Origin of the sequence: Tistrella sp. (assembly GCF_002684955.1) — a bacterium.
GTDB classification, from domain to species: Bacteria; Pseudomonadota; Alphaproteobacteria; order Tistrellales; family Tistrellaceae; genus Tistrella; species Tistrella mobilis.
The window spans coordinates 57,597-84,030 of sequence record NZ_NYWI01000072.1; the positions used below are offsets into that span (position 1 = coordinate 57,597).

The following is a 26,434-nucleotide window of genomic DNA, read 5'->3' on the forward strand; positions in this document are numbered from 1 at the left end:
TCCCTCTCCGATCTCAGCCGGCATCGGCGCCCGGGCGCCACATCTGCGGCTCGACGCCGATCCCCTCGGCCAGCCTGTCCACGCCCTCGACCACCACCCGTTGACCGGCTTCAAGGCCGGTGGCGACGCGATAGCGGTGATCGACCAGTTCTCCCAAAGTCACGGGTACCGGCCGGACGGTGGCATCGGCGGCAACGATCCAGACCTGCGGCACACCACCCGCCCGCGTCACGGCCTGCTGGGGGATCATCAGGGCGTCGTCGTATCCGGCCCGCGGCACACGGGCACGCACGAACATACCCGGCAGCAGCTCGCGCGACGGATTGTCGACCAGAACGCGCAGCAGCATATCGCCGGTGCCGGCATCGACCGTGATGCCCGAGAAGAGGATGTGCCCGATCGAGCCGTATGGCGTGCCGTCGCGGCGCAGGATCCTCACCGGCAGGCCACGCCCCTCCCCGTCCGTGGACGGCTGGCCGTCCGGCCCTGTGCGACGCCGCAGGGCCTCACGCAGTGCCTCCAGCGAGCGTGCCGGCTGACGCAGATCGACATAGACCTGATCCACCTGCTGGACGCGGGCCATAGGCGTGGCATCGGTCGGCGAGACCAGGGCACCCTCGCTCACCAGGGCCTGATCGATACGACCTGCGATGGGCGCCTCCACGGTGGTGAAGGCCAGATCCAGCCGGCGGCGGTCCAGGGTGGCGCGGGCCTGTGCGACCTCGGCGACGGCCTGGTCACGCTGCGCCACCGCATCGTCCAGGGCCTGATCGCTGATCGCATCGGCCCGGTGCAGGGGCTCCAGCCGCCGGACCTGCTGGCCGGCGCGCGCCGCGACAACCTCGGCCCGCCGCAAGGCAGCCGCTGCCATCCCGACATCGGCCTCGAACGGGGCGGGGTTGATCTGAAACAGCGGGTCGCCGGCGCGGATATCGGCGCCCTGTTCGAAGAGCCGGCGCTGGACGATGCCGCTGACCTGCGGGCGGATCTCGGCCACGCGCAGCGCAACGACACGCCCGGGAAGATCCTCGACGACCTCCAGCCGCTCGGGCGCAACCTCGACCACCGCCACCCGGGGCAGCGGCGTGGGTGCCCTGGGCGTCGTCTCGTTGCACCCGGCCAGGACAATCATCGCCAGGGTGAGCCCGGCGCTGCTGCGAAGCAGGCGTTCCATCCTCATGCATCGGCCTTTCAGGGAAGACGTCTCCTCGTCCTTTCCGCGCAAGGCGGGACGAGCGGGGCGAACCCTATGCCGGGGGAATGGCGTTTCCGTCGACGGAGTGTGGAGATAGAGTGGAGGCCGCCCGCAAACATGCAGACCAGCCATGCCCCACCCGCCGATCCCCGCCTCGCGGGTTGCCACGTCCCAGCCTTCCGCCCCCCGGGCGCTTGTCCTCGTCGCCGAGGACGAACCCGAGATCGCCGAGATCCTGTCCGCCTATCTCGACCGCAACGGCCTGCGCAGCATCCATGCCGCGGACGGTCGCCAGGCGCTCGACCTGCATCTGTCGCTCAAGCCCGATCTGGTTCTGCTGGATGTGGGGATGCCGCGCCTGGACGGCTGGCAGGTGCTGTCCGAAATCCGCCATCGCGGCGAGACACCGGTCATCATGCTGACCGCGATGGATCAGGACATGGACAAGTTGACCGGCCTGCGGATCGGTGCCGACGACTACATCGTGAAGCCGTTCAATCCGGCGGAAGTGGTGGCACGGGTGAATGCGGTGCTGCGCCGTTCCCGACCGGCCGGCCGCGACCATGGACGGGAGGTCATCCGCGTCGGCCGGCTGCATGCGGATATGGAAAGCCACGAAATCCGGCTGTGCAGCCCGGATGGCGATCAGCCCCTGACGCTGACCCTGACCGAATTCAAACTGCTGACCCATCTGATGCATGCGCCACGGCGGGTGTTCAGTCGCGGGGAATTGCTGGTCGCCTGCCTGCCCGAGGGAGAGACCCTGGAACGCACGGTGGACAGCCATGTCAGCAAGCTTCGCAAGAAGCTGGAGGCAGCCGGTCTGGAGGCCGTGCCGGCCAGCGTGCGCGGGGTCGGCTATCGGCTGGGAGACCCGTCATGACCGGCAATGGCGGTCTCAGCCGCCGCATCATCCGGTCGATGGTCTCTCTCGCTTTGATCATCAGCGCGCTGGCGCTGCTCGGCACCTACGTCTTCTACATACTCTGGTTCGCCCTCTTCCCCACCAGCATCCCCGGCCCCGACGACAGCGGCCTGATCCCGACGACGGCGGAATGGGGGTGGATGGCGCTGACGGCGTTGACGGCCCTTGGCCTCGGCATCCTCTGGGCGCTCAGGCTGGCGCGGCGCATCCTGATGCCGATCAACGCCGTGGCCAGCGGTCTGCATCGGCTGGCCGAGGGGGATCTGTCGGCGCGGGCCACGGCCGATGATCCGCTGCCCGACGAGGCCACGCAGCTGGTCCATGATTTCAATGCCATGGCCGACCGGCTGGAGCGCGCGGAACACGAGCGCCGGTTCTGGAATGCGGCCATCGCCCACGAATTGCGGACACCGGTGACGGTGCTGCGCGGCCGCCTTCAGGGCCTGACCGAGGGGATTTTCGAACCCACGCCGGAGCTGCACCGGTCTTTGCTGACCCAGGTCGAGGGGCTGGGACGTCTGATCGACGATCTGCGGCTGGTCGGCCTTGCCGAAAACGACCGGCTGGACCTGCAGCTCAGGGCGGCGGATCTGTCGGCTGAAATCGCCGCGGTGGTGCAGGTGGTGGAACCCCGGCTGGCGGAGGCCGGCTTCGACCTCTCCTGTGCGCCGGGGGTGACGGCACCGGTCGACTGCGACCCCGTCCGCATCCGTCAGGCGCTGCTGGCCTTGCTGGAAAATGCGCGACACCACGCGACGCCGGGGCCGCTGCGCATCACGACCGTCTGCACGGACGGGGTCTGTCACCTGATGGTGGAGGATAGCGGCCCCGGCGTGCCCGAGGGGATAGCGGGCGAGATCTTCAAGGCGTTCCGCCGCGGCGATCCCCAGGGCCGCAGCAGCGGCCTTGGGCTGGCCGTGGTTCAGGCGATCGCCCGTGCCCATGGCGGCGAGGTGACCTGCCGTCCGTCAGCCATGGGCGGAACCGTCTTCGATCTCGGCTGGCCGGTGATGTCGGGTGCTGCCCGCCATCACTCTACCGTCACCGATTTCGCCAGATTGCGCGGCTGATCGACATCCGTGCCCTTCAGAACGGCGGTGTGATAGGCGAGCAGCTGGACCGGCACGGCATAGAGCAACGGTGCCACCACCGGGTCGACGGTCGGCAGCACCACCACCTCCGCCACCAGATCGGCCAGGCGCCCGGCCCCTGCCTCGTCGGTGATCAGGATCCCCCGGCCGCGGCGGGCCACGATCTCTTCCACATTCGATGCCGTCTTCTCGAACAGCGGGCCCGAGGGCGCCAGCGCCACCACCGGCAGGCCGTCGTCGATCAGCGCGATCGGGCCGTGCTTCAGCTCTCCCGCCGCATAGGCTTCGGCGTGGATATAGCTGATTTCCTTGAACTTGAGCGCTCCTTCCAGCGCGATCGGAAAGGCGGTGCCGCGGCCGACATAGAGCACGCCCGTCACATGGACCAGGCTTTCGGCGATGCTGCGCATCCGGTCGTCATTGTTCAGCACGTCGGCGACGCGTGACGGCACCTCGGCAATCGCCTGGGTCAGCCTCTGGTCGCGGGCGGCATCGATGGTGCCGCGGGCACGGCCCAGGCCGATGGCGAGGCAGGCGAGCGTCACCAGCTGGCAGGTGAAGGCCTTGGTCGAGGCCACGCCGATCTCGGGGCCGGCCTTGGTGCGCAGCACCAGATCCGCCTCGCGCGCCATGCTGCTTTCCGGCACGTTGACCACCGCGATGGTGATCAGACCGGCAGCCTTGGCATGGCGCATGGCGGCGAGCGTGTCCGCCGTCTCGCCCGACTGCGAGATGAACACCGCCACCTCGCCCGGGATCAGCGGCGTGTCGCGATAGCGGAATTCCGAGGCGATGTCGACATCGACCGGCAGCCGCGCCAGCTGCTCCACCCAGTATTTGGCGACCATGCCCGCATAGGCGGAGGTGCCGCAGGCGACGATCATCATCCGGCTGAGCGCCTTCGGATCGAAGGGCATCTCCTTCATCTCGATCGTGCCACGGCCGGGGTCGAGATAGGTCCTGAGGCTGTCGCCGATGACGGCCGGCTGCTCGTAGATTTCCTTCAGCATGTAGTGCCGGTGGCCGCCCTTGCCGACCGCGCCGCTGGAGAGTTCGGTCTGCCGCCGCGGCCGCACCACCTCTGCGCCGTCGGCGTCGTAGATGGTCATCCCCTCACAGGTCAGCACCACCATGTCGCCTTCGTCCAGATAGGTGATCTCGCGGGTGAAGGGCACCAGCGCCATGGCGTCGGAGCCCAGATACATGCAGCCCGCGCCATGCCCCACCGCCAGCGGGCTGCCGCGGCGGGCGCCGATCAGCAGTTCCTGTTCACCGGCGAAGACCAGCCCCAGCGCGAAGGCGCCTTCGAAACGCTTCAGCGCCGCCTTGCAGGCCTCCACCGGTGCCAGCCCCTGTTCGATCAGCGCGGTGATCAGCTGGGGAATGACCTCGGTATCGGTCTGGCTGGCGAAGACCCGGCCGGCCGCCTGCAGCTCGGCACGCAGATCGCGGTAATTCTCGATGATGCCGTTATGCACCGCCGCCACCCGGCCGGTGGCATGGGGATGGGCATTGGCCTCGGTCGGTGCGCCATGGGTGGCCCAGCGGGTATGGCCGATGCCGGTCATGCCCGGAACCGGCCGCTCGGCAAGCAGCGCCTCCAGCCGGGCGATGCGCCCTTCCGCCCGGCGCCGCTCGATCCGGCCTTCGGCATCCAGCACGGCGATGCCGGCACTGTCATAGCCGCGATATTCCAGCCGGCGCAGCCCTTCGATCAACACCGCCGCCGCATCCGCAACACCAACGACACCAACGATGCCACACATCAGGCCAACTCCGTGCTTGTCAGGTCATCCCGCGGCCGGCAGACCGCGGTTCCGATCTCAGGGGGTAGCAGAGCCACCCATCCGCTGCCAATCACTTCGCGTTACGGAATGTTGCAGACGCACCGCCTGCGGCGGTCGGCGGATGGCCCATCACGAAACTGCAATCTGCCTGCGATCACCCGCTTGACAGCCATGATGCAGGGCCATATAAAGCGCGCACCTCAGGCGGCCGGGACGGCGAAAGCCGGCACCGACCCGATCCTGCGGGCGCGTAGCTCAGCGGTAGAGCACACCCTTCACACGGGTGGGGTCACAGGTTCAATCCCTGTCGCGCCCACCAATTCGACAAGGCCCCCGGAATCTTCGGATTGCGGGGGCCTTGTTCATGTCAGGCCCCCACCCGCACCGCGATCTCGGCCGTATCGGCCCCCAGCCTGCGCCAGATGCGGCCCAGGATATGCGGGTCGCAGGCATCGCTCAGCCGCTCGTCAGGGCCCAGGCAGCGGGCCAGAATGCCCCCGGCCAGGGCCGCCGCCGCAACCACCACCCGCCCGGGCACCACCGGTCCCGTCAGCCGCAGCGGCACCCGGCCGGCAAAGGCGATCCGGGCCGCCGGTTCGTCGCCCCCCGTATCGCCGCCGACCAGCGCCGGTGCGGTGGAGACCACGGCAAAGGCGATCGCGGCCTCGAAGCGGTCGGTGACCCGCCCGTCCTGATCGATGCCGACCACCGTGCCGGGCGTCACCGCCCGGCAGTCCGGCGCCAGGGGAACATATTCGGCGAAATCCGCCCCGGCCGCGTTGATCGTGCCGGCGGCATTCAGCGAGCGCCCGGTCGTGCCGTTGACACCCAGCGCCAGCGCACAGGCGGGGCCACCGCCCGATCCGGCGACATTGTAGAACCGGGCGCTGACCCCGGCATGGCCGCCGATCATCACGGCCTCCGCCCCTTCGGCCGCGGTCACGCTGCGCAGCCTGATCATGGCGGTGCCGACGCCTGCATCCATCACCTCCAGATGCCCGTCGGCGGTCTGGATCAGATCCCAGCTGCGCGCGGCCCCGCCCGTCGCCTGCAGGCGCAGCCCCACCGCGGAACCGGCCAGATGCAGCCCCTGTGCCGGCGCCGCGGTGCCGATGCCGAGTGCCGCCCGATCGGCCGGCACGGTCAGCCGGTCCACCCCCTGGGTCGCCAGCACCAGCGGTGCGGCAATGTCGGTCCGCAACCGCATATTGCCCCCCTGCCAGGCCAGGGCCCCCTTGCGGCTGCCGGCCTCGCGCAGCGCCAGCGCCGCTTCGCCGCCGGCATTCACATGGGCCGAAACCGTGGCCGCGGTCGGATGGCGCACCACCAGCCCTTCGGCATCGACCGCGCTGCTGTCGCCCACCACCAGCTTCTGGCCGACATCCAGCCGGCCGGTGATGACGTCGCCGACCTTCGAAACCCGGGTCGCAAGTACTGCATCCAACCCGGTGACTTCGGTGGTGGCATGGCTGTGGGCCAGCATGGTGGTCGCCGTCCAGGCACCGGCCCGGCGGACCACGAAGGCCTGTTCGGCTTCGACCAGCACCACCCAGCCGTCGCGGGCGGTGATGAAGCGCCAGCCGCCCGCGGTCCAGAGCGCAAGCTGCCCGTCGCGCCAGGCCCAGGCGCCCGAGGCCCCGAACGGTATCAGATAGGCATCGCCCTCGGCCGGGCTGGCGGGCGGCAGGGTCAGGCTGCGGCTCTTGACCGCGATCTGCGCCAGAACATCCAGCACGGTCAGGGCTTCGTTATGGGTGACGTGTTTCTGCGCCTGGGCGGCCGCAAGCAGCGGCAGCCCCAGGCGCGGCGTGGCATCGGCCATAGCCGGACCTTTCAGGATCTGACGGAAAAGACGGAACGCGCCCTCAGGGCACCACGGTCGCATAGCGCGCCGGGCCGGGCCCGGTCGCCGCACCGATCTGTGCGACCTTCAGGCCAAGAGTGGCGGGTGAGGTGAAGAAGTCGGCGTATTGTTGGGCGGCGGAATAGCTCCAGCTGCCGGCGCCCTCGACGATCACCGTGCGGCGGATGGCTGCCGTCTCGATCGGGCTCGCCAGGATGTCCAACTGGTAGCGCTCGGCCGTCTCGCTCATCGGCTCGTCGGCGCCGTCGGTCCAGCCGGCCAGGCGGTCGGCGCGCAGCCAGCGGATCAGCACCGAGCCGTCGGTCTGGCGCTTCGCCTGAAGATCGACCGGCCGGAACGGCCGCAACCCGGCGCCGGTCAGGCTGTGGATGCGGGTGGGGCCGATCGCACCCGCAGGCGTCACCGCCCGGAAATGCAGCACGGCGCCGATATCGGCCGGCCGCCAGCCCATCACCGCCAGCCGCTCGGGATCCAGAAGATGAACGGTCTCGCCGATCGCATGGGCGCCGATCGCCGCCTCGGTGCCGCGCAGCCCGCGCCGCAGCCGCGACAGACGCCAGAGACCGGCCGACACCCGCTCGATCGCCCCGAAGCTCAGGATCTCGGCCCCGACCAGGGCAAGGCTGCGGCCGCTTTCGGCATCGGCCTCGGTGATCCCGGCATCGACCCGCAGATCGTCGCCGAAATCGACCGTGACACTGGCCAGGTCGTCGCGGAGCGTCGCCGGGCCCGTCGCCAGAAGGGTGGTTGCCGTGCCGCTCGCGGCAGGCGCCAGCACCGCCACCTCTCGCCAGGGGCCGTCGGCCCTGTCGGCCACCTCCACCCGCGCCGCCCTGAGGCCGCCACCACCGCCGGTGACCATCACCACCAGCCCGGGATCGGGGGCGGGTTCCACCACCGGCGGCAGATCCAGCACCGTCACCTCGGCCAGGCCTTCGGCGCGTGCCGGGGCCGTGGTCACCGGCGGGATGTCATCGGCACCGGGGCGGGCCGTGGCATGCAGACCGTCATGGTCGGCCACGGCCTCCACCTCGATCAGCCCGGGCGTACCGAAGGCCATGCGTTCGATCCGAAGCCGGGCCGGCATCATCGGCAGGCGCGGATCGGGTGCAAGCGCGATCACATCGCCCGGCTCCAGCAGCAGATCGCCGAAGCCCAGCCGGAAACGCCAGCGGTCGCGCCCCACCAGCGCCTCGTCGGCGAGCGTGCGGGCGATGCGCGCCGCCTCGTCCGCCGTCAGCACCAGCGGCAGTTCCACCGCCTGGCGATCCTCGGCCCCGGCAAGGCTGCGCCGGGCCCGGGCCAGACCCGGCCGACCGTCGGCGGCACCGTCGATGAAGGCGACACCGATCTCGCGCGGCATCTCGGCCTGCTGGATGCGGGTGCGCTCCACCAGCGGCGGCGGCTCGTCGCCGGCACCATGTGCCCCCAGCCGTCCCGGGTCGATCACGGCGGTGACCGGCCCGCCGCGGGGCACGAAGGCCAGTCGGCCGTCGCGCTCCACCGCATCCACGAACCAGCTGGCGAGCAAGGGCTCCAGCGCCTCGCGCGCGCTGCCCTGGCGGGCGACGACATATCCGCGCAGCGCCATGCCGCTGACGCCGGTCAGGTCCAGCTCGTCCGGATCCACACCGGCGGCCTGGGCCAGATCGGCGATCACCGCCCCCAGATCCGCGGTCTCCGCCGGCCGGGTGAGCGCCAGCCAGCGGTCGATCCAGGCGGCATTGTCGCCCGCCGGCACCCAGGGCACGGCCATCAGCCGCCCGCGCCCCGCGGCAAAGCCGACCACATGGCCGGGCTCGATCTCGACCGGCGTCGTCGCCACCCGCCCCGCCCGATCGATCTGCGCCACCCGGTCGGTGAAGACCACGACGACGATGCCGTCCGCCGCCCGGTGCAGGCCGACCGGCCGCTGATCCGGCCAGGGGTTGAGCGTCTGGTCCCGGTCGGCCGTGGCGGTCAGCCCGGCAAGATGGCGTAGCCGCGCAGCCGACAGCAGCAGCAGGCCTCCGTCGTCGCCGCGCATCAGCGTCCGTGCCGCCGGCAACCCGTCCAGGATCATCGTGGCCTCCACGTCGCTGCCGCTGTCATCCAGCGCCCAAAGCGCCAACAGGCCGCCCGGCCGGCCGCCCAGGATCCAGATCCGCGTGCCCCAGGCGCTGACACCGCGGACATCGCCCGCCACCATCCCGGGCAGGGCCACCAGCCGATGGCGGCCGGTCTCGATTTCCACGAACACAGCCGCCGCCTCGCCGTCGCGCGCATAAAGCTGCACCGGCCGGTCGGCCGGCGCCCAGGCGCAGCCACGCCGGGCCGAGGTCAGCGGGATCGCGTGGCTCCAGCGTTCCTCCGCCAGCCAGCGGCCGCCGGAGCTGCGCTGGCGGGCGACATGGCGGACCCGGTTCACCATGTCGCTCGCGGTCACATGACGGGCGATCGCCCCATCCTCCACCCCGCCATCCATCGAGGTACAGGCATCCGTCCAGGCATAGGCGTTATCGCCGGCAATCCCACCCGCCGGCCCCGTCAGCACATCGATCGGCGTACCGGCGATCGGCGAGGGCAGCCGCCGCAGGCCGTCGCGGGCAACCGGCGTGACGCTGGCAAAGGCGGCGGGATCCACCCCCGCCACCACGGGGCTGCCGCGCACGATTTCGGCCTCAATCAGCGGCACCCGGTTGCCATAGGGGGCAAGCGGCAGGTTTTGGAAGACGAGATAGGCAAGATCGCGGAAGGCCGGTGTCGCAGCCGCCCCTTCATGGGCCAGGATCAGCGGATCCGGCGCCTGATCGGCGGTCCCTCGATACAGCCGGAAATACCGGCCGGGCGCGGCAGAGGCGGCAATGCCGGCCAGCCCCGCCGCGGGATCGGCCGACCAGATCAGCGTCTCGTCGGCCCAGATCCGCCGGATGCCCAGGATCGGCCCCTGGGCGAAACCCACGGCAAAGCTTGCGAAGTACTCGTACTCCACCCGCCCGGCCGACAGCAGCCGGCCGGCGCCCAGAATGCCGAACACCCCGCCGACGGATGTGGTGACGGGGATGATGCGGCGGCGTTCGGTAATCGGCCGCGCCCAGATGATGTTGCCCGCCAGCCGCACGCTGCCATAGACCCGGGGAATGACCCGGCCATGGCCGGTGGTCTGGACCGCCAGATCCTGCAGCCGTGGCCCCTCGCGCGGCTCGAACCCGCCGCTCGCCGCCCGGCGCGCCAGGCTGCCCAAGGCATCACCCAGCCCGCCCGAGGGCAGCAGCCCGCTGATCAGCGAAGTGAGAAAGAACCCGGCCATGATCACTCCGCCTCCAGCGCGCCCGGATCGGGTGTGAAGGGAAAGCCGCGAAAATTGACCGTATTGTCGAAGCGCGCCGCACAGGTCGCGATCCGCTTGTCGCAGCCGACCCGCAGCCGGTAGCCGCAGCCGGCCGGGGGTGCCGTCGGCAGCGGCCGGGCCAGGACGATGCCGCCTTGCGTGCTGGTCGCGACATCGGCCACAAGGCCGGCAAGTGCGCCGTCCAGGATCGTCAGGCGGCCGCCGTCGAACCAGCCGGCCGTCTCGGTCCGGGCGGGATCGGCGATCGCGGTGGCGGTTGCCGCGGCGATCACCCCGTCGACCTCGAACCCCGTGCCCGCCACCGTCACGCCGCAGCGGGCATCGGCGAAATCGGCCGTACAATCTGGGCCATAGGCGATGCCGATGCCCTGCTGCAGGCGCTGCGACACCCCCCGCAGCTCTGCCCGCCAGCGGCTGCCGGTGATGGAGATTTCGCCGATGCGGCCCGCCGCCAGCAGCAGCCGCCCGGCTTCGGGCGCCGTCCAGTCGGCAATGGCGAAGTCCACCCGGGCATCGTCGAACCGCCCGCAGGCGATATCCGCGGCCGAGATCGCGTCGTCATCCAGCGGCCCGCCGACATCCAGCCCGTCTACCCCAAGCCCGGTGCGGGCATCCACCGCCCCCGGCACCATGCCGGCGCGGGCGCGGTAGAGCGTGCCCTCGACCACGAGATCGCGGTCATGATCGGTCAGGCCGATGACCGCGCCGTCATGGCGTTCCACCCGCCAGAGCCGGGCCAGGCTGCCCAGCGGCCGGGTCAGTGCGGCGGCAAGCGCCGCCGAGGTCGTGCGCATGGTGTCTCCCCTCCCTCAAAGCCGGATCTCGACCAGCGGCACCGCACGCAGCGCACCGATGCCATAGTCTTCCAGCGTCGCCGGCAGGTGGTCGGTGTCGAAGCGGACCGGCACGTCGAAAGCAAAGCCGGCCGTCAGCACCACCCCTGCCGCAGGCGCCACGGCAAGGCTGACCAGGCCGGTCGCGGCATCGACGGCGAAGGCCGCCGGGGGCAGCTCGGCCCCGTCCGCCGCCACCCGCACGCTGCCCGCGACGGGCTTCACGATCCGCCGGTCCACATGCCAGGGCGGCGCCTCGTAGCGCTTGATCAGCTGAAAGCCGGTGGTGCTGCCGTCCCCCTGGCCCAGCGGCTGGTCCAGCGGCCCGGGCGGACCATTGCCGGCATCGCTGCTGCAATCGGTCCAGTCCTTGAAGCGGAAACCGCAGGCCCGGCCACGGCGGGCGCGGAAAAAGGCGATCAGCCGGGCCAGCTGTTCAAGCCCGCGCACGCCCATGGCGATGTCGTACCGGGCGCGCGCCTCGGCCCAGTCGGCATTGCGCCGCTCATGGCCCGAAGCCAGCACCACGACATCGGTGGAAAATACCGGCCCGCCCGCAGACCCCCAGGCGATGTCCTCGGGGAAGCGGATGTCGTGAAAATCCTCGATCATCGCATCCGACCATCAACCATCGCGGCGGCGCGCGCGTTCGGCCGCCTCTGCCGCAGCACGGGCCGCCCAGGCCCGGCCCGGCTCCAGCCGGTCACGCCGCCCGGCCCGGCCGGCAAGTTCATCGGCCGCGGCAGGCCGCGGCGTGGTATCGACCGTCTCGGTCATGTCTCGTTTCTCCTCAGAATTCCGTGCAGACAGGGGGGGCGGCCGCGGTGAGTTCCAGGGCGACGGCCGTGCCGTCGAAGCCGTTGGCGCTGATCAGCCCGGGGGGCAGCACCAGCCGCCGACCGGCGCCGGCCCGCCCCAGATCCAGGATCACCGATACCGTCCCGGCCAGAGCGAGGTGGCCGGCGAGCGTCGCCGCCGTCACTCCGGGCTCGAAGCCGAGTGTCAACGTCACGCCCCCGCCCAGCCAGGCGACCGGCACCGGTCGATCCGGGGCCGTCTGGCCGTGAAGCCGGACTGCCAGGGTCAGCCGGCAGCGCCGAAGCGGCGCCAGTGCCACCCCGTCGATCCACAGCCCGACATCCCCAAGGGCGATCCGCGGCGAGGTGTCCGCCGGCCCGAATGCCGCAACCGTCTCGGGCTCAGCCGGGAGCCCGCGGAGCCGCACCCCCAGCCGCGGCGGGCCGGTCTCGTCCAGGTCGAGCGTCAGTCGCGCCGGACGGGCGCCGGTGATCCGGCTCGCAACCCCGCCGGCAGCCGGAGCAATCAGCACGCTCAGGGCCGGCCCCCCGCCCATCGACGGCACCAGCAGGTCGAGCAGGGCAAGGCTCGCCGGCATCTCAAGTTCAAGCATCGGCGCAACCGGCCCCCCGGCCAGAACCGGCTGGCCGGGCTCTGCCGGATCGGCACCGGTGCGGACGGGTCGTGTCATCTCCAGGTCGAGCGCCGTCACCACCGGCACCAGACCGGCGCCGGCCATCGTCTCCAGCCGCACCGCCAGCGGTGCCGGGGATCGGATCTGCATGTCATCTCCCCCTCCTCAGGCGCCGTCGATGCGCCAGAACACCGCCAGGGTCAGCCTGGCGCCCTCGGCATCCAGCGTCAGGGCGGCACGGCTGAGACCGGTCAGGCCGGCCACGACCCCGCCCCCCGCCTCCAGCGCCGTGCCGGGTGGGAAGGCCGCCAGCACGACATCGGCGGCGGCATCCAGCGCCGCCATGCCGGTGCCGGGCGGGGCCACCGCCTCGACGGTCTGGCGGCCGGTCAGCGCCGCATGGCCGCCGGTACCGGCGATCGCCGCCTCCATCGGCCCCGGGGACGGCACCAGCCAGGCACCCGCGGCGGGCGGGGGGCCGCCGCGGGTGTTGGGCCAGCGCACCGGCAGGCCGGCCATGGCGGCCGCCGCCCCCAGCCGGGCATCGAAAGCGGCACGCAGCCGCGTCTGCACATCCGGGGCGAGCGAGGTCATCACCCGCCCTCCCCGCCGGCCGGCGCGCTGAGCTGCAACCGCCAAAGGTCCAGCACCGCCACCGGGCGGATCGCCTCACCCACCCGCCAGTCGGCGAGACCGATCACGATCAGGTCGCCGGGGGCGGGTGCAACGCCCAGACCTTCGACCAGGGCCGGACGGCGCGGGCCCGATGCGGCCGAAAGATCGGGCAACTGCCCGGCGGCAACGGGATCGCGCCCCCAGATCAGCCGCCCGGCCGCCAGCCGGGTGCGGGTCTCGGTCGTCGTCCCGGTCGCCGGGTCGAAGGCGGCGGTCACCCGGTCCAGCGCGCAGTCGAGCGCAAGCCCGCCCGCCCCCGCCAGCAGATCGCCCAGCATCCGGCCGAGCACGGCATCGATCCGGGTCATGTCCGCACCAGCCGGCGGCGGTGCCGCACCGGAGCCAGAGGCGCCAGCAGACGGGCGGCAAGCGCCAGCGCACCGCCGGCCCCCGCCGTCTCGCCCGGGGTCTCGCCGTAATCGATCGCGACATCGCCGAGCGTCAGCCGCCGTGCGGCACCGCCGGCCGCCTGTTCGGCAAGCGGCCGGTCCAGCGCCGCCAGCGCCAGTTCGATACAGGCCTGTGCCACCGGGGCCGGCACGGCGACGCCGTCGAGCCCGATCCCGGTCGCAACCCGCGGCCAGGCCAGAGGCTGGCCGGCATCGGCAGGCTGGCCGATGAAGTCGTGGAAGGCATCGATATGGGCCGTCGCCTCGACCAGTGCCGCCAGACGGCGGCCGGCATCGGCATCGGCCCAGACGGCCCGGCCGCGGGCGGCGTGATGGGCATCGGCCTGGGCGAGGTCGGCATAGGTGGCGACGGTCATCGCACGATCCTCCCGTCGTGCCTCAGGCCACCGTCAGCCGCACGCCGGCCAGGCTCTTGACGTCGGCCGCGGCAACCTGCCAGTTGGTCTTCTGCTCCAGCGCCGCATCGGTCGGGTTGATGCCGCCGGCCACCACGTCCCAGGCGAAGCCGCGCAGCCGGACGTTGAAGGCGTATTCGCCCTGAATGCGCATCACCAGGTTCTCAAGTCCCGTAATCACGTCCGAAACGATCGAGCGCTCCTCGCTCTCGGCCACCTCGATCGCATCCTCGACCAGCCCCAGCACCCGATAGCGGTCGGGCGTGCCCGGCGCCACCAGCGCCGGGCTGTCGATCACCAGGGTCGGCCGGCCGAAGCTTGCGACCGTGCCCTGATAGATCGTGACCCCGGCCACCTCGAACACCTTGTCGGCGACGCTCTGGGCCATCAGGTCGTAATAGGGCTTGGAATGCATCACGAAGCACGAGATGCGGCCGCCGGCATCGCCCAGCCGGGCCATGGCCCGGACCAGCGTGCCGTGGGCAAGGCCGGGCTCGGCCTCGCCCGAGACGTCGAGATCGAGCGCGGCCACCCCCGACAGCGCCGCAGAGGCGGCCCTGAGTGCGGTGTCGACATAGTCGACCGCCACCGCCTTGCCGATCTGCCGGCCAAGCAGGAAGGACATCTCGCCCGGGTCGCGGCCCAGCTTGCGCAGGCTGTCCAGGGTGTTGGCGACCGGGCCGATCCGGCGGTTGATCTTGATGCCGACGGTCTCGGCCTGGGCAAGCGGCGTGTCGGCCACCCCCCCCACCGCGTCGATATTGCGGCGGGTGACGAGCGAGGCCACGCGCGAGATGAAGCTTTCGGCCGCGTAATGGCCGCGGCGGCGTTCCGGCACCAGCCGGATGGCCCCGCCCGAAGCGGCGTTGAAGGCATCGGCGTTCTGTTCGACGACCTCGACCATGCCCCCGAAGAATTCTTCGGGGGCGATGCGGAAGTCCTGTTGGGTACCAATGGTCATATCGTGACGTCTTTCGTGTGAAGGGTCTGAAGATCAGGGATCGAGGTCGAGATAGGCGGCACGGCCATGCTCGCGGATGAAGCGGGCACGTTCGGCCGGCCCGCCCAGATCGGCGCGGCGGCGATGGCGGCCGGCACCGGCTTCGGGGCGGGCGCCGCCGCCATGGCTGTCGGGGGCGGCGAGATAGGCGGCCCCCTCGCCCGCGGCCCAGTCGGTGACGAAGTCGGCAAGCGGCCGGGTGCTGCCGTCGGCAAGCCGGGCGGTCAGCAGGCGGGCGCCCTCGTCGCCCGCCACCTCGATCAACGGGCGGAGCAGGGCCGCGGCCCCCGCGACCAGTGCCGGCGCCACGCCGGCGCGGGCAAGCGCGGTTTCAAGCCCCTGATCGACGAGCAGGCGGTGCAACTCGCCGCGTTCCCGCTCCATGCCGGCGGCAAGGCTGGCGAGTTCGGCGCGGTGCCGGCGATCCAGCCGGGCGCGCAGCGCGGCCAGGGCCGCGGCTTCTTCGGAAGCGGCCTCGCCGCTCTCGGTCAGGCCGGGCTCCGCGGGCATGGGGGAAGCTTCGGGCAAGCGGGTGTCCTGGGGCGGCACCGGCGGTGCCTCCCGGGTCTGGTCGGTCATGATCGGATGTCCCTAAATGCCGGCGGTGCCCGATGCGGCGCCGGCCGGCAGGATTTCGCCGCGGGTGAGCGCCCGGCGCAGTTCGCCGCGGGCGATCGCCCCGCTCTGCCAGGCCTCGACCAGCGCCGTCAGTTCGTCGGCGGCCATCGGCCGGGGCCAGTAGTCGGTGTTCAGCGCCACGCGCGTGGGTGGTGCGGGCTCGATGCCAAGCCACGGCTTCGCCAGGTCCAGCGCCCGGCCAAGCCCGTCCCCGGCCGCCTGGGCAAGAGCCGACAGCGCCGAATTCTCGCCCTGCCGGTGGATTTCGGCGGTCAGCGCCGCCTCGGCGACCTTCTTCTCGGGTGCCAGCATGCGCGCGCCGAGTGCAGCCATCTGGGCCTCCTTGCGGTCGAGCAGGCGTTCGAGCACGCCCAGCCCCTCGCCGCGGAATTCCAGAAAGAAGGCCCTGGCCTCGGGCGCCTCCAGCACCCAGGCCTCACCGGCGCCGATCGCCAGCGGTTCCGTGCCGTCGAAACGCTGGCCAGTGACCACCGCGGTCGGCAACCCGGTGTAATGGGCGCCATGCTCCAGATCGGCGCTGGTGCGGTAATGCGACAGGTTGACCTCGACCAGGTCGAGCAGCGGCGGCCGCGCCACCTCCAGCCCCGGCCCGCGCGGGCCGATGCACAGGAAGGGGATCCGGCCGAGTGGCCGGCCGGCGGCACGCGGCTCGATCTCTGCCACCAGGCTCGGCCGCTCGCCGCCGCCGCTCGCCCAGAGGCGCTGGCGATAAATGCCGTCGGGGTCCAGATCCAGGCTCCGGCGGCGCCGGATGCCCGCCTCGTCCTCGCCCTCGTCCAGCAGCACATGGACCAGATGCCGGCCCGCGCGGCCATGGCCGCGATCGAGCCGCCAGTCCAGGATCGCCTCGGCCGGATAGGGTGCCAGATAGGGCAGTTGCCCGGCCTCGGCCGCGGCGGCCCTGCTCTGCGGCCCCCCCGCCTCGCCGGGCGGATGGTCGACCAGCAGGCCGATCCGGCCGGTGGTCAGCAGTTCCGCCACCACATGCTCGGCCAGGCGCCTGAAGCCGTCGCCGCTGCCGGTCGGATCGGCGATCACGGGGGCGAGCCCCGGTGCCGCCTCGATCTCGGGCGGCTTGCGGAACACCAGACCGCTCAGCCCGTCGATGGTGCGGGCGGTGGCGTTGTAAAACAGCGCCCTGTCGCGATAGCCGCGATAGGCCGTCTCGCTCTGGCCGTCCAACCGCGGCAGATAGCGTTCGCCGGCGGCATGCACGGCCTCCTGCCCCGCCGCAACGTCGCGGCAGCGGGCCCAGGCGGCCCGGCGGGCGGCATGGGCCGGATGGACGCGATCGGCAGCACCCGGCACACCGGGTGGGCCCGGTCCGAATGTCGTCATCGGATTTGTCCTCGACATGTCTGAAAAAGTGGGGTGGTCTCAAAGACCGCCCAGCTTGAGGCGGACCACGCGCCCGCGTTCGGCATCCAGCCAGGACAGCAGCTGGCTCAACGCGTCGACCTGGTCGTCATGGGCGGCATTGGGGAAGATCGTCGCCTCGCGGACGAAATCACCGGCCCAGCCCGCCCCCGCCTCGATGGTGAAGCCGCCCGCCTCCAGCCGCGGTGTCGTCACCGCCAGCCGGGTGAGCTTGTCGGCCACCGGCCGCACCGCCTGAACCGGCAGGCGACCGGGCATGGCCTTCAGATCCTGGATCAGCGACTGGCCTGACGCCTTGTCTTCGACCAGGATCACCGAGGGCCGCCAGCGCGCGGCCAGGCGGGCCGCCTCGCGCCGCAGCGCCGGATATTCCAGCCGCTCGCGGAACACCTCCGCCAGATGCAGCCCGTCCTCATGTTCAATGACCGTCAGGCAGACGCTCGGATCGTTGAGCGCGTCCGCCTTGTAGGCGGTGTCCCAGCTCTGCAGCACCCGCCGGACCCGTGCCGGATCGGGCATGGCCGCAGGCCGCAGCCAGGCAGCCTTGATCAGCCCGCCCGCGGCCGGTGCCGGTCGCTGCAGATACTGTGCGGCATAGCCTGCCTCGCCCAGCATGCGCCGGGCCTCGGCCAGTTCATCGCCGCCCTCGCGTTCGGGATGCAGCGGCGTGCCCGGATGGCGCACCATCTGCACCTTGCCGAAATGGATGCGCTGAGCGCTCTCCACCTCGGCCGGCAGCGACAGATGGGTCCAGCCGCCACGGGCCAGCAGATGGCCCGAAAGGTCGGCCTCGTGCAGGCGCTGCATCACCACGATCATCGCACCCCGGCGCTTGTCGTTCAGCCGGGTGGAAAAGGTCTGGTCGAACCAGGTCAGCGTCGCCTCGCGCAGCGCCGCCGACTGGGCGCGGCGCGGATCATGCGGATCGTCGACGATCAGCAGATCCCCGCCATCGCCGGTCAGCGTACCGCCGACGGAGGTTGCAAACCGGAAGCCGTTGGCGGTGGTGCTGAAGCGCTGGGCGCGGTCGCGGCCGCGGCGGATGCGGGTTGCGGGGAACAGGCTGCGGTACCAGTCGCTCTTCATCACCGCGCGGGTGTCGAGCGAATGACGCCGCGCCAGTTCATGGGCATAAGAGGCGACGACGACCCTGAGGGCCGGATCATGCCCCAGCCGCCAGGCCGGGTAGGCCACGGAAATGGTCAGGGATTTGAGCGAGCGCGGCGGCACGTTGACGATCAGCCGCCGGATCTCGCCCCGGCGCACCGCCTCCAGATATTCGGCCATCAGGTCGATATGCCAGTTGCCGAAAAACCTGCTGCCGGGGTCGACGGTGTTGAAACATCGGGCAAGGAAGCTGGGGAAGTGGCGCGCGGCAAGCAGCTCCAGCGCGTTCCCCGGGTGTGTCACCTCGGGAAACGGCGTCTGCGCGGCCGCAGAAAACCCGTCATGTGCGTCTCCGGCTATTGTGGAAGAACAGGGTGAAGATGGCGGAAAACCGCCCGCTTCGCCGCGGGCAACTCGCCATCATGGTGAAATAGTTACATCAAAATCGGCTAATGGTTGCATGGGAAGTTGTTGCAACGCCACGCTGGCCTCCGGGTCAGCCGGCCGCGGCCTCGGACAACCCATGGATGCGCTGAAAGATCAGGAAATCAAGCGGCGGGGGTGCCACCTCGGTCTGGGTCAGCATGTCGTGGGCCTGGCCGCGATGATGGGTCTGATGGTTGAACCAATGGCCGAGAAACAGGGCCAGCTGGTCCGAGAACCTGTCGCCGCGGGTGGTGGTGTAGGTGAAGGGCTCGGCGAAGCGCGACAGCGGCAGGGCGGTGATCGTCCCCAGAATGCGCTGATCCAGCCCGGCACGTGCGTTGCGCAACTCGTTGAAATGGGCCCAGGGCTGGGCGTTCAGCGGCCGGTCGGGCGCCGTGGTGCCGTTCAGCCGGGCCAGGAACAGCTCGTCGACCACCATCATGTGGTTGAGCACGCCGCGGATGCTGCCGAAGAACGCCGCCCGCGGCCGTTCGAACTCCACCACAGGCAGGCGCGCCACCGCGTCATAGAGCCTGAGATTGGCCCAGGCATTGTAGCGGGCGAGGATGCCGAAATAGCTGGGCATGTCCATAAGGGTGCAACTCCGACTGGCGGTGGGCGGCGGAACCATGGCGGCCATCATGACCCGCCGTCACGCGCAGGGATATGGCGGGGTCGAAGAAAATCGCGAAAGGAAAACATCTCTAACGAGATATCACATCGAAATTTATCACCAATACGCGCATATCATCGAATGATCTTGCCTCATTGCGCGCATATCCTCTAGTCTCGCCTCACACGGCAATCCGGGAGGCGTGTCATGCATCGACGGACGGGACGGACACTGCTTCTGTTGCTGATGCTGGTCCTTCCCGGCTGTGCCGGCGACACCGCACCGGATCTGCCCGCCGCCCCAAGCCCGGTGGTCGAGCGCGCGGCCCAGTGGCGCGGCATCGCCGAGGATGCCGCCCTGCAGATCGGGGCCGGATTGCCGCCCGGCGCACGGCTGGTGATCGCCGCACCCGACCGCCGAAGCGCCTTCGCCGACCGGCTGCCCGACCTGCTTGCCGCAGCGTTCATCCGCCAGGGGTTCGCGGTCTGGTCGGCCCCGCCCGGCGATACGGCCCCTCTGGTCCAGGCATCCGCCCCCGGTTTCGATCTGCCGCCGGCCGATGGATCGATGGGTCTGCTTCGGGTCGAAACCCGGATCACCGCGGTCGGCCACGATGCCGAGGATACCCGCAGCCTGCTGGAGGCCGGCCACTACACTCTGCTCGCCACCGGCGTCTATCTGCTCGAAAAGGCCGGCCGCGAGGGCGTGGATCTCGTCGCCAATCCGGGCTGGCTGATCGGCGCCGGCCTTGCCGCCGATCTCGCCAACTGGGCGGAGCGGCCAACCCCCTCGACAGAACTGGTGCTGGGGGTACGGGTGCTGGACGGCACGCGCTATGTCACCGCCACCGACCGGGTCTATCTGATCCGCGACGGCGATCGCGGCCTCTATACCGGCCGGCGGCGGGCCTCGCCCGACACGATCACCGTGCTCTACGATCCGCGCGGCGACAGCCTCTCGGATGCCCGCCAGGCGGCCGCCAGCCATTGCGCCCAGACAGCGCGCCGGCCGATGCTCGCCGCCCGCTGGGCCCCAGCACCCGATCTGCCCGACGACCCGGTCGATCTGGCGGTCGCAACCCTCGTCGACGATGGCGCCCGCCAGCCGCGTCACGGCGCGCGTTTCGACTGCGTCGATGCCGATGCGCGGTTTTAAGCCCTCCGCATCAGGCCCCTTCAGATAGGCTGGCCGCGATCCGCCTGGGCCTCGGTCAATGCCTTTGCAAACGTGTCCGGATCGACATTGCCACCGGTCAGCACCACCATAACGGTCCGCCCGGCAACCGGCACCCGTCCGGCCAGAACTGCTGCAAGGGCTGCGGCGCCACCCGGTTCCTCCACCAGCTTGAAGCGCGCGAAAGCGTAAAGCATGGCGCGCGCCACATCGGCATCGGTCACCGCCACGGCGGCATCGACCACCTGGGCGTTGATCGCGAAGGTGAGCGCACCGGGAATGGGGGTCGCCAGCGCATCGCAGATCGTGCGCACGCCCGGTGCATTGCCGATCCGGCGTCCTTCGGCGATCGACCGGGCGGTATCGTCATGGCCGGCAGGCTCGGCGATCACCAGTGCCGGCCGATCGGGCAACGCCTGCAGGCAAAGCCCCGTACCCGCCGCCAGCCCGCCGCCGCCGCAGGGCACCACCACCACATCGGGCCGCTGCCCCAGGCTTTCGGCCTGATCCAGCATTTCGACCGCGATCGAGCCCTGCCCCGCGATGACGTCGCGATCATCATAGGCCGAAACCACGGTCATGCCGCGTTCGGCGCCGATCCGGCGGGTGATCCCCACCCGGTCGTCCGACAGCCGATCGTAGAACACGATCTCGGCGCCATAGGCGAGCACGCCCTCGATCTTGGTGCGCGGCGCATCGGCCGGCATCACGATCACGGCAGGCGCCCCGAATTCCCGCGCCGCCGCCGCCAGCCCCTGGGCGTGATTGCCCGAGGAATAGCCGACCACGCCGCGTGCCCGCATCTCGGGCGACATCAGCTCCAGCCTGTTATAGGCACCGCGATATTTGAACGAGCCGGTGTGCTGCAGCACCTCGGCCTTGACCAGCAGCCGCCCGCCCAGTTCGGCATCCACGCGGGCGGAGCGCAGCAGCGGCGTCTCGATCATCGACGATCGCATGCGGATCCAGGTCCGCCGCAGCACCGACAGCGTCGGCCAGTTCGACGCCTGGATCTGCTGCAGGCTCGGCCGGGCTCGCGGGGGCAGGATCACGGTGCTGGCGCGGTCGGCATCGATCACCGGCAGATCCACCGCCTCTTCCGGACGGCGAAGCCCGCCCCAGAGGTTCAGCGCGGGCTCCAGCGGCACGCCGGCACGCGCCCGCGCCGCCGCACTCAGCGGCCGCGCGGCAGGCTTGGGACCGGGGGCATAGGCCGACGAAGCGGCCGTGGTCGAGGTCGGGCGGTCCGGGTCGAAGGGCATGGCATCGCCGTCTGAAGCGGGACAGAAGGCCCCAGCATATATCACGCCCGGCCCGGCGCCGACCATCGGCCCGCTCCGCAAGGCTCCGGCGAAAAAAGCTCACACCTTCGATGATCCGCCGTGATTATAAGCGGAATGGTGGCGGCGCCGCGGCAGCGCTGTCCCCCTGTTCGACGCGTGGAGGACCGCCGATGGAACTCGCCAACCAGCTGATCTTCGTAGGCGCCGCCCTCGTGTTGATCAGCATCGGGGCCAGCCTGGTCTCCTCCCGCTTCGGCATGCCGCTGCTGCTGGTCTTCCTTCTGCTCGGCCTTGCCGCCGGGCCGGAAGGTCTGGGCGGCATCGTCTTCGCCGACATAGATTCCGCCGCCCTGATCGGCTCGCTCGCCCTGGCGGTGATCCTGTTCGACGGCGGCCTCAAGACCAAGGGGGAGAATTTCCGTGTCGCCCTCTGGCCCGCCACATCGCTCGCCACCGTCGGCGTGCTGATCACCGCCGGCCTCACCGGCCTGATCGGCTGGGCGCTGTTCGATCAGCTCGGGCTGATGGCCGGCCTGCTGCTCGGCGCCATCCTCAGCCCCACCGACGCCGCGGCGGTGTTCTTCCTGCTCGGCAGCCGCGGGCTGGTGCTGAAGGAACGGGTCGGTGCCACACTCGAAATCGAAAGCGGCAGCAATGATCCGATGGCGGTCTTCCTCACCATCGGCCTGGTTGAGCTGCTGGTGGCCGGTGCCGCAGGCGGCGACGGTCTGGGGGTGGTGGACCTTGCCGGGATCTTCCTGCTGCAGATGGGCCTGGGCGCTGGTTTCGGCGTGGCTGCGGGCCATGTGCTGGGACTGGCCATCAACCGGCTGCGTCTCGCTTCGGGCCTCTATCCGCTGCTGGCGCTGGCGGGCGCCCTCTTCACCTTCGGCCTGACCGCGGTGCTCGGCGGCAGCGGCTTCCTGGCCGTCTATCTGATGGGGTTGATGCTCGGCAACCGGAAGCTTCAGGGCTTCCACAACATCATGCGCTTCCATGACGGGCTCACCTGGCTCGCCCAGATCGTGATGTTCCTGATGCTGGGGCTGATGGTCCTGCCGTCCGGGCTGATTGCGATCGCGCCGCTCGCCCTGCCGCTCGCCTTCGTGCTGATGCTGGTGGTGCGTCCGATCGCCGTCTGGGTGTCGCTGCTACCCTTCAACTTCTCGAAGGCGGAACAGGCTTTCATCTCGTGGGTGGGCCTGCGCGGGGCGGTGCCGATGGTCCTCGCCCTCTTCCCGACCGCGGCGGGGCTGGATGTCGGCCCGCTCTATTTCGGCATCGCCTTCTGGGTGGTCGTGGTCTCGCTCACCATCCAGGGCTGGACGATCACCCCGCTTGCCCGCTGGCTGAAACTCGAAATCCCGTCCAAATCCGGGCCGATCGACCGCATCGAAATCTCGCTGCCCGAACTGCCCGACCACGAGATCGTGGGTTATGCGATCGAGGACGACAGCCCGCTGGTCGATCGCCATCCGCGCCTGCCGCCCTGGGCGCAGCCACTGCTTCTGGTGCGGGAAAAGACCCTGACCACCCCTGCGCCGAGCTTCCGCCTGGCTGTCGGCGACACGCTCTATCTGCTGGCGCCGCCCTGGAAACTGCCGGATCTGGACGCGGTCTTCGGCGGCCGGGCGGAAGAGGATGCCGCCTTCTTCGGTGCCTTCACCCTGAACGGCGAGGCCCGTCTGTCGGGACTGGGCGATGCCTATGGCGTGCCGGTGCCGGCCGAGGCACTACGTGAGACGCTGGCGGATTTCATCGATCGTCAGTTCAACCGTGCACCCGTGGTCGGCGATGTGGTCTTCCTCGGCAATGTCGCCCTGATCGTGCGCGAACGCGACGAGACCGGCCGGGTCACCAAGGTCGGTCTCGACCTCGACGGGCTGAAGCGGCGTGCGCCGCGGGTGCCCTTCCTGCCCGACTGGCCGACGCTGGTCCGCGCCGCCCGCCATCTGGGCCCCGGCCCTGCCCGCGCCATGCGCCGGCTGCGCGACCGCAGCCGCGGCACCACCGCCACCCCCGTTGCAGCCCGGCCCGCCGACAGCACCCGCCGCGGCCTGGCGGAGCGCCTGCGGCGGATGCTCAGGCGCAGGTGAGAGCCGGGTTCCCCTCTACAGGCGAGGTGTCAACTTAAGCGTGCGGTCCCGGCGATGCCGACCGATCCCGCTTCGAACGGCCTCGAAGATTTCGACCGGCAACATGCCCCAGGCAAAGACGTCCCGCCGGTCGCGCCGGACCGGCCGGAGATCATAGCCGGGCCATACGAACCAGTTGAGTTCTCGCGTCACGATCCAGGACGGTTGATCATCCAGGCCAAGCCGTTGCTTGACCTTCAACGGCAAGGCCACCGCGTGAGGATCATCGTCCGGCGGTGTATGCGTAATCGGCACGACATACACACGCCTGTCTCCGTCCTCGTCGGTCATTGTCATGACCACTGCACAGGGCCTCGCTTTCCGGCCTTCCTCCTCACCGCCATCACGCTGATGACGCCACAGGAAAACATAGGAGATAACGAGGCCCGGCACGGGATCGGGAAGCGGCATCCGTCAATCGTCGAGAGAGTAGCGCAACGCCTCGGGAATTTCCGCCGCCTCGAGAGCGGCAAACTCCTCGTCGGTCAACTCCTCGGCCGACACATGGCCCCGCATTGCCTGCTTCAGACGGTGATAGGTCGCAGCCGAGATGATCACGACCGTCTCGCGACCTTGCCTTGTCACGCGGACCGGCTCCGTCAGCGCCCGGTCGTGCCAGGCATCGAAGTCCTTCCGGATCTCGGACGCTGTCACAATGCTGGACATGACGCACCTCCGCTCTCTCGCCCACACAGAAGATGTGGCCATCCGCCCCTGCGTGCAAGGTCGCGACGGCAGGTCACACCACGTCGAAGGTCAGCTCACCCACATGTTCGATGCCGCAGCGGACCTTCTGGCCGCGGGCGATCGGGCCCACACCGGCGGGGGTGCCGGTGAAGACGATGTCGCCGGGCTTGAGCGCGATATAGCGCGACAGTTCGGCGATCACCTCGGCGGTGGTGCGGATCATCTGGTTGAGGTCGGCCTGCTGGCGCATCTGGCCGTCGACCTCCAGCCAGATCCGGCCGCGCTGCGGATGGCCGAAGCTCTCGACACGGGCGAGTGCGCCCACCGGGGCCGCCTGGTCGAAGCTCTTCGCCATGTCCCAGGGGCCGCCGCGGTCACGGGCGGCGTTCTGAAGGTCGCGCCGGGTCAGGTCCACGCCCACGGCATAGCCGTAGACCAGCGACAGCGCCTGATCGGCCGGTACATTCGCGCCCTCGCGGCCGATCGCCGCCACCAGCTCCACCTCGTGATGCAGGTTGGCGGTCATCGGCGGATAGGCGACCTTCGCGCCATCGGCAACCACGCAATCGGCCGGCTTGATGAAGAACACCGCCGCCTCGGCACTCACATCGGTGCCGCCCATCTCGCGGATATGATCCGCGTAGTTCTTGCCGATGCAGAACACGCGGCGGACCGGAAACCGGATCGCCGAGCCGCGAATCGGCAATGTCGGCGCCTCCCAGGATGCCACCGCCAGACCGTAGGTCATGCTCCCTCCCCCCTTGGATCGATCTCGTCCCGGGGCGCAGGGCCATGGGTGCGGGTGCAGGCCGCCCTCGCCACCGGGGCGAGAAAGATACGTCCGCACCCGGTCCATGTTAAGCGTTTGTGATATATCCCGGTGATTTTGCGTCCGAAAGTTACGCCAGCCTGTCGCGTGGCGTGGCGCCGGCGAAGTAGGCATCCAGATTGTCCAGCGCCCGGAAGCCCATCGCCGCCCGGGTCTCGACGGTGGAGGTGCCCATATGCGGCAGCAGATAGGCGTTGTCGAGTTCGGCCCAGCGCGGATCGAATTGCGGCTCGCCGGTGAAGACGTCGAGCCCCGCCGCCCGCAACCGGCCCGACGTCAGCGCCGCAATCGCCGCCGCATCGTCCACCAGCGGCCCGCGCGCGGTGTTGACCAGAATGGCCCCTTCGGGCAGGCGGGCGATCCGCTCGGCATTGATCATGCCGATGGTTTCGGGCGTCGCCGGGCAGTGCAGCGACAGCACATCGGCCACCGCCACCAGATCGTCCAGGCTGTCATGATAGACGGCGTCGGCCAGATCGGCGCCCAGTGCCGCCTCATCCAGCCGGCGGCGCTGATGATAATGAATGGTCATGCCGAAAGCCTTCGCCCGGCGGGCCGTCGCCTGGCCGATACGCCCGAAGCCGACCAGCCCTAGCCGCCTGCCGCGAAGATCGGTGCCCAGCATGAAGGTCGGCGACCAGCCCGACCAGCCGCCGGTGCGCAGCATGCGCTGCCCTTCATAGGCGCGGCGCGCCGCCCCCAGCATGACCAGCATGGCGATATCGGCCGTCGCCTCGGCCACGACGTCGGGGGTGTTGAACACCTGCAGCCCGCGCGCCTTCGCCGCCGCAAGGTCGATATGGTCATAGCCGACCGAGAAGGTGGCGATCGCCTCGACGCAGGCGGGCAGCCCCTCGATCGCCGCCCGATCCATGCGCTCGGTGGGCGTTAGCAGAATGCCGCGAGCGGCGTTGTCGGCCGCCAGCGCCGCCAGCTCTGCCGCCGGAATCGGCCGATCCTCGGCCAGACGGATCACGCGGTAATCGCGCGCCGCCCGCTCCTCCACCGCGTCGGGCAGATGGCGGGTAACGACCAGGACCGGACGATCGGCAGGGGCGGACATGGGGCATTTCTCCCGGATCTGAGGAACGGTCCGCAGCATATCCCGAGCCCGTCGGGCTCCGCCACCCCGTGTTCAACAGCATGGTTTTGTTGTTCTTGAAAACTACTCCTTAAATATGTGTTGTTTATGAGATCCACCGGACCTACATTGCTTTCCAACATGCT

26 protein-coding genes and 1 tRNA gene are annotated in these 26,434 nt (G+C 70.4%); 6 read left to right on the forward strand and 21 right to left on the reverse strand.

The window, feature by feature from the left end; all coding sequences use genetic code 11:
- Positions 1–13: 13 nt before the first annotated feature.
- Positions 14–1,180 carry an efflux RND transporter periplasmic adaptor subunit gene (locus CMO28_RS22955; protein ID WP_322111404.1) on the reverse strand — a complete coding sequence of 389 codons (1,167 nt, stop codon included), beginning with the start codon at positions 1,178–1,180 and terminating at the stop codon, positions 14–16.
- 145 nt (positions 1,181–1,325) lie between these two features.
- On the opposite strand from CMO28_RS22955, the gene CMO28_RS22960 reads away from it, so the two are divergent.
- Both CMO28_RS22960 and CMO28_RS22965 read left to right on the forward strand, forming a co-directional pair.
- Positions 1,326–2,078, forward strand: coding sequence for a response regulator (locus CMO28_RS22960; protein WP_296717544.1), 753 nt, complete (start codon positions 1,326–1,328; stop codon positions 2,076–2,078).
- The gene (locus CMO28_RS22965; RefSeq protein ID WP_296717548.1) at positions 2,075–3,190 is read left to right on the forward strand and encodes an ATP-binding protein; all 1,116 of its coding nucleotides are present in this window, start codon (positions 2,075–2,077) and stop codon (positions 3,188–3,190) included. The genes CMO28_RS22960 and CMO28_RS22965 overlap by 4 nt, the downstream gene beginning before the upstream one ends.
- Here the strand turns inward: CMO28_RS22965 and glmS are convergent.
- Positions 3,151–4,977, reverse strand: coding sequence for a glutamine--fructose-6-phosphate transaminase (isomerizing) (glmS, locus tag CMO28_RS22970; protein ID WP_296717551.1), 1,827 nt, complete (start codon positions 4,975–4,977; stop codon positions 3,151–3,153). The genes CMO28_RS22965 and glmS overlap by 40 nt on opposite strands.
- 265 nt (positions 4,978–5,242) lie before the next feature.
- Between glmS and CMO28_RS22975 the strand changes: the two genes are divergently transcribed.
- Positions 5,243–5,317, forward strand: a tRNA-Val gene (locus CMO28_RS22975).
- 48 nt (positions 5,318–5,365) lie between these two features.
- On the opposite strand, the gene CMO28_RS22980 is transcribed toward CMO28_RS22975, so the two are convergent.
- The 14 genes from CMO28_RS22980 to CMO28_RS23045 all read right to left on the reverse strand — a co-directional run bounded on the left by CMO28_RS22980 (position 5,366) and on the right by CMO28_RS23045 (position 19,079).
- Positions 5,366–6,820 carry a DUF2793 domain-containing protein gene (locus CMO28_RS22980; RefSeq protein WP_296717553.1) on the reverse strand — a complete coding sequence of 485 codons (1,455 nt, stop codon included), beginning with the start codon at positions 6,818–6,820 and terminating at the stop codon, positions 5,366–5,368.
- A gap of 43 nt (positions 6,821–6,863) precedes the next feature.
- Entirely contained in the window at positions 6,864–10,151 is a 3,288-nt protein-coding gene (locus CMO28_RS22985) for a phage tail protein (RefSeq protein WP_296717556.1), read from the reverse strand.
- A 2-nt stretch (positions 10,152–10,153) separates the two neighbouring features.
- Positions 10,154–10,987: a DUF2163 domain-containing protein gene (locus CMO28_RS22990; protein WP_296717561.1), complete on the reverse strand. Its 834-nt coding sequence runs from the start codon at positions 10,985–10,987 to the stop codon at positions 10,154–10,156.
- Positions 10,988–11,002: 15 nt separating this feature from the next.
- Positions 11,003–11,638 carry a DUF2460 domain-containing protein gene (locus CMO28_RS22995; protein WP_296717564.1) on the reverse strand — a complete coding sequence of 212 codons (636 nt, stop codon included), beginning with the start codon at positions 11,636–11,638 and terminating at the stop codon, positions 11,003–11,005.
- Between the two features lie 12 nt (positions 11,639–11,650).
- Positions 11,651–11,803 (reverse strand): hypothetical protein, encoded by a 153-nt coding sequence (locus CMO28_RS23000; RefSeq protein WP_014745833.1) that lies wholly within the window; start codon positions 11,801–11,803, stop codon positions 11,651–11,653.
- 13 nt (positions 11,804–11,816) lie between these two features.
- Positions 11,817–12,608, reverse strand: a complete 792-nt coding sequence (locus CMO28_RS23005; RefSeq protein WP_296717567.1) for a hypothetical protein — start codon at positions 12,606–12,608, stop codon at positions 11,817–11,819.
- 15 nt (positions 12,609–12,623) lie between these two features.
- Positions 12,624–13,052 carry a phage tail terminator-like protein gene (locus CMO28_RS23010; RefSeq protein ID WP_296717570.1) on the reverse strand — a complete coding sequence of 143 codons (429 nt, stop codon included), beginning with the start codon at positions 13,050–13,052 and terminating at the stop codon, positions 12,624–12,626.
- Positions 13,052–13,441 carry a hypothetical protein gene (locus CMO28_RS23015; RefSeq protein WP_062761802.1) on the reverse strand — a complete coding sequence of 130 codons (390 nt, stop codon included), beginning with the start codon at positions 13,439–13,441 and terminating at the stop codon, positions 13,052–13,054. Before CMO28_RS23015 ends, CMO28_RS23010 begins: the two co-directional genes overlap by 1 nt.
- The gene (locus CMO28_RS23020) at positions 13,438–13,899 is read right to left on the reverse strand and encodes a DnaT-like ssDNA-binding protein (protein ID WP_296717574.1); all 462 of its coding nucleotides are present in this window, start codon (positions 13,897–13,899) and stop codon (positions 13,438–13,440) included. The genes CMO28_RS23015 and CMO28_RS23020 overlap by 4 nt, the downstream gene beginning before the upstream one ends.
- Positions 13,900–13,921: 22 nt before the next feature.
- Positions 13,922–14,899 (reverse strand): major capsid protein, encoded by a 978-nt coding sequence (locus tag CMO28_RS23025; RefSeq protein WP_296717577.1) that lies wholly within the window; start codon positions 14,897–14,899, stop codon positions 13,922–13,924.
- Between the two features lie 33 nt (positions 14,900–14,932).
- Positions 14,933–15,517, reverse strand: a complete 585-nt coding sequence (locus CMO28_RS23030; protein ID WP_296717580.1) for a hypothetical protein — start codon at positions 15,515–15,517, stop codon at positions 14,933–14,935.
- Positions 15,518–15,529: 12 nt separating this feature from the next.
- Positions 15,530–16,915 (reverse strand): DUF4055 domain-containing protein, encoded by a 1,386-nt coding sequence (locus CMO28_RS23035; RefSeq protein ID WP_296717582.1) that lies wholly within the window; start codon positions 16,913–16,915, stop codon positions 15,530–15,532.
- A 39-nt stretch (positions 16,916–16,954) separates the two neighbouring features.
- A complete protein-coding gene (terL, locus tag CMO28_RS23040) occupies positions 16,955–18,364 on the reverse strand; it encodes a phage terminase large subunit (protein ID WP_296717584.1) in 1,410 nt (469 codons plus the stop codon).
- A 193-nt stretch (positions 18,365–18,557) separates the two neighbouring features.
- Positions 18,558–19,079, reverse strand: coding sequence for a DinB family protein (locus CMO28_RS23045; RefSeq protein ID WP_062761796.1), 522 nt, complete (start codon positions 19,077–19,079; stop codon positions 18,558–18,560).
- Here CMO28_RS23045 and CMO28_RS23050 point away from each other — a divergent pair.
- Positions 19,072–19,245, forward strand: a complete 174-nt coding sequence (locus tag CMO28_RS23050) for a hypothetical protein (protein ID WP_296717586.1) — start codon at positions 19,072–19,074, stop codon at positions 19,243–19,245. The two genes, CMO28_RS23045 and CMO28_RS23050, sit on opposite strands and share 8 nt — an antisense overlap.
- Before the next feature lie 62 nt (positions 19,246–19,307).
- Positions 19,308–20,255 (forward strand): hypothetical protein, encoded by a 948-nt coding sequence (locus CMO28_RS23055; RefSeq protein ID WP_296717589.1) that lies wholly within the window; start codon positions 19,308–19,310, stop codon positions 20,253–20,255.
- A gap of 20 nt (positions 20,256–20,275) precedes the next feature.
- On the opposite strand, the gene CMO28_RS23060 is transcribed toward CMO28_RS23055, so the two are convergent.
- On the reverse strand, positions 20,276–21,535 hold the full coding sequence (locus CMO28_RS23060; protein WP_296717592.1) for a threonine ammonia-lyase: 1,260 nt from the start codon (positions 21,533–21,535) through the stop codon (positions 20,276–20,278).
- Positions 21,536–21,726: 191 nt separating this feature from the next.
- Between CMO28_RS23060 and CMO28_RS23065 the strand changes: the two genes are divergently transcribed.
- On the forward strand, positions 21,727–23,652 hold the full coding sequence (locus tag CMO28_RS23065) for a potassium/proton antiporter (protein ID WP_296717595.1): 1,926 nt from the start codon (positions 21,727–21,729) through the stop codon (positions 23,650–23,652).
- A gap of 15 nt (positions 23,653–23,667) precedes the next feature.
- On the opposite strand, the gene CMO28_RS23070 is transcribed toward CMO28_RS23065, so the two are convergent.
- From CMO28_RS23070 to CMO28_RS23085, 4 genes are all read right to left on the reverse strand, one after another.
- Positions 23,668–24,102 (reverse strand): hypothetical protein, encoded by a 435-nt coding sequence (locus CMO28_RS23070; RefSeq protein WP_296717598.1) that lies wholly within the window; start codon positions 24,100–24,102, stop codon positions 23,668–23,670.
- A 3-nt stretch (positions 24,103–24,105) separates the two neighbouring features.
- The gene (locus CMO28_RS23075; RefSeq protein ID WP_014745847.1) at positions 24,106–24,357 is read right to left on the reverse strand and encodes a type II toxin-antitoxin system prevent-host-death family antitoxin; all 252 of its coding nucleotides are present in this window, start codon (positions 24,355–24,357) and stop codon (positions 24,106–24,108) included.
- 73 nt (positions 24,358–24,430) lie between these two features.
- Positions 24,431–25,126: a fumarylacetoacetate hydrolase family protein gene (locus CMO28_RS23080; RefSeq protein WP_014745848.1), complete on the reverse strand. Its 696-nt coding sequence runs from the start codon at positions 25,124–25,126 to the stop codon at positions 24,431–24,433.
- 151 nt (positions 25,127–25,277) lie between these two features.
- Complete coding sequence (locus tag CMO28_RS23085; protein WP_296717603.1) at positions 25,278–26,270, reverse strand: 2-hydroxyacid dehydrogenase; 993 nt, start codon at positions 26,268–26,270, stop codon at positions 25,278–25,280.
- Positions 26,271–26,434: the final 164 nt, after the last annotated feature.

What these genes read in the sequence shown, in the direction of transcription:
- CMO28_RS22955 (WP_322111404.1), bottom strand. Translation starts at nt 1,180, where the DNA reads ATGAGGATGGAACGCCTGCTTCGCAGCAGCGCCGGGCTCACCCTGGCG.
- CMO28_RS22960 (WP_296717544.1), top strand. Translation starts at nt 1,326, where the DNA reads ATGCCCCACCCGCCGATCCCCGCCTCGCGGGTTGCCACGTCCCAGCCT.
- CMO28_RS22965 (WP_296717548.1), top strand. Translation starts at nt 2,075, where the DNA reads ATGACCGGCAATGGCGGTCTCAGCCGCCGCATCATCCGGTCGATGGTC.
- glmS (WP_296717551.1), bottom strand. Translation starts at nt 4,977, where the DNA reads ATGTGTGGCATCGTTGGTGTCGTTGGTGTTGCGGATGCGGCGGCGGTG.
- CMO28_RS22980 (WP_296717553.1), bottom strand. Translation starts at nt 6,820, where the DNA reads ATGGCCGATGCCACGCCGCGCCTGGGGCTGCCGCTGCTTGCGGCCGCC.
- CMO28_RS22985 (WP_296717556.1), bottom strand. Translation starts at nt 10,151, where the DNA reads ATGGCCGGGTTCTTTCTCACTTCGCTGATCAGCGGGCTGCTGCCCTCG.
- CMO28_RS22990 (WP_296717561.1), bottom strand. Translation starts at nt 10,987, where the DNA reads ATGCGCACGACCTCGGCGGCGCTTGCCGCCGCACTGACCCGGCCGCTG.
- CMO28_RS22995 (WP_296717564.1), bottom strand. Translation starts at nt 11,638, where the DNA reads ATGATCGAGGATTTTCACGACATCCGCTTCCCCGAGGACATCGCCTGG.
- CMO28_RS23000 (WP_014745833.1), bottom strand. Translation starts at nt 11,803, where the DNA reads ATGACCGAGACGGTCGATACCACGCCGCGGCCTGCCGCGGCCGATGAA.
- CMO28_RS23005 (WP_296717567.1), bottom strand. Translation starts at nt 12,608, where the DNA reads ATGCAGATCCGATCCCCGGCACCGCTGGCGGTGCGGCTGGAGACGATG.
- CMO28_RS23010 (WP_296717570.1), bottom strand. Translation starts at nt 13,052, where the DNA reads ATGACCTCGCTCGCCCCGGATGTGCAGACGCGGCTGCGTGCCGCTTTC.
- CMO28_RS23015 (WP_062761802.1), bottom strand. Translation starts at nt 13,441, where the DNA reads ATGACCCGGATCGATGCCGTGCTCGGCCGGATGCTGGGCGATCTGCTG.
- CMO28_RS23020 (WP_296717574.1), bottom strand. Translation starts at nt 13,899, where the DNA reads ATGACCGTCGCCACCTATGCCGACCTCGCCCAGGCCGATGCCCATCAC.
- CMO28_RS23025 (WP_296717577.1), bottom strand. Translation starts at nt 14,899, where the DNA reads ATGACCATTGGTACCCAACAGGACTTCCGCATCGCCCCCGAAGAATTC.
- CMO28_RS23030 (WP_296717580.1), bottom strand. Translation starts at nt 15,517, where the DNA reads ATGACCGACCAGACCCGGGAGGCACCGCCGGTGCCGCCCCAGGACACC.
- CMO28_RS23035 (WP_296717582.1), bottom strand. Translation starts at nt 16,915, where the DNA reads ATGACGACATTCGGACCGGGCCCACCCGGTGTGCCGGGTGCTGCCGAT.
- CMO28_RS23050 (WP_296717586.1), top strand. Translation starts at nt 19,072, where the DNA reads ATGTCCATAAGGGTGCAACTCCGACTGGCGGTGGGCGGCGGAACCATG.
- CMO28_RS23045 (WP_062761796.1), bottom strand. Translation starts at nt 19,079, where the DNA reads ATGGACATGCCCAGCTATTTCGGCATCCTCGCCCGCTACAATGCCTGG.
- CMO28_RS23055 (WP_296717589.1), top strand. Translation starts at nt 19,308, where the DNA reads ATGCATCGACGGACGGGACGGACACTGCTTCTGTTGCTGATGCTGGTC.
- CMO28_RS23060 (WP_296717592.1), bottom strand. Translation starts at nt 21,535, where the DNA reads ATGCCCTTCGACCCGGACCGCCCGACCTCGACCACGGCCGCTTCGTCG.
- CMO28_RS23065 (WP_296717595.1), top strand. Translation starts at nt 21,727, where the DNA reads ATGGAACTCGCCAACCAGCTGATCTTCGTAGGCGCCGCCCTCGTGTTG.
- CMO28_RS23070 (WP_296717598.1), bottom strand. Translation starts at nt 24,102, where the DNA reads ATGCCGCTTCCCGATCCCGTGCCGGGCCTCGTTATCTCCTATGTTTTC.
- CMO28_RS23075 (WP_014745847.1), bottom strand. Translation starts at nt 24,357, where the DNA reads ATGTCCAGCATTGTGACAGCGTCCGAGATCCGGAAGGACTTCGATGCC.
- CMO28_RS23080 (WP_014745848.1), bottom strand. Translation starts at nt 25,126, where the DNA reads ATGACCTACGGTCTGGCGGTGGCATCCTGGGAGGCGCCGACATTGCCG.
- CMO28_RS23085 (WP_296717603.1), bottom strand. Translation starts at nt 26,270, where the DNA reads ATGTCCGCCCCTGCCGATCGTCCGGTCCTGGTCGTTACCCGCCATCTG.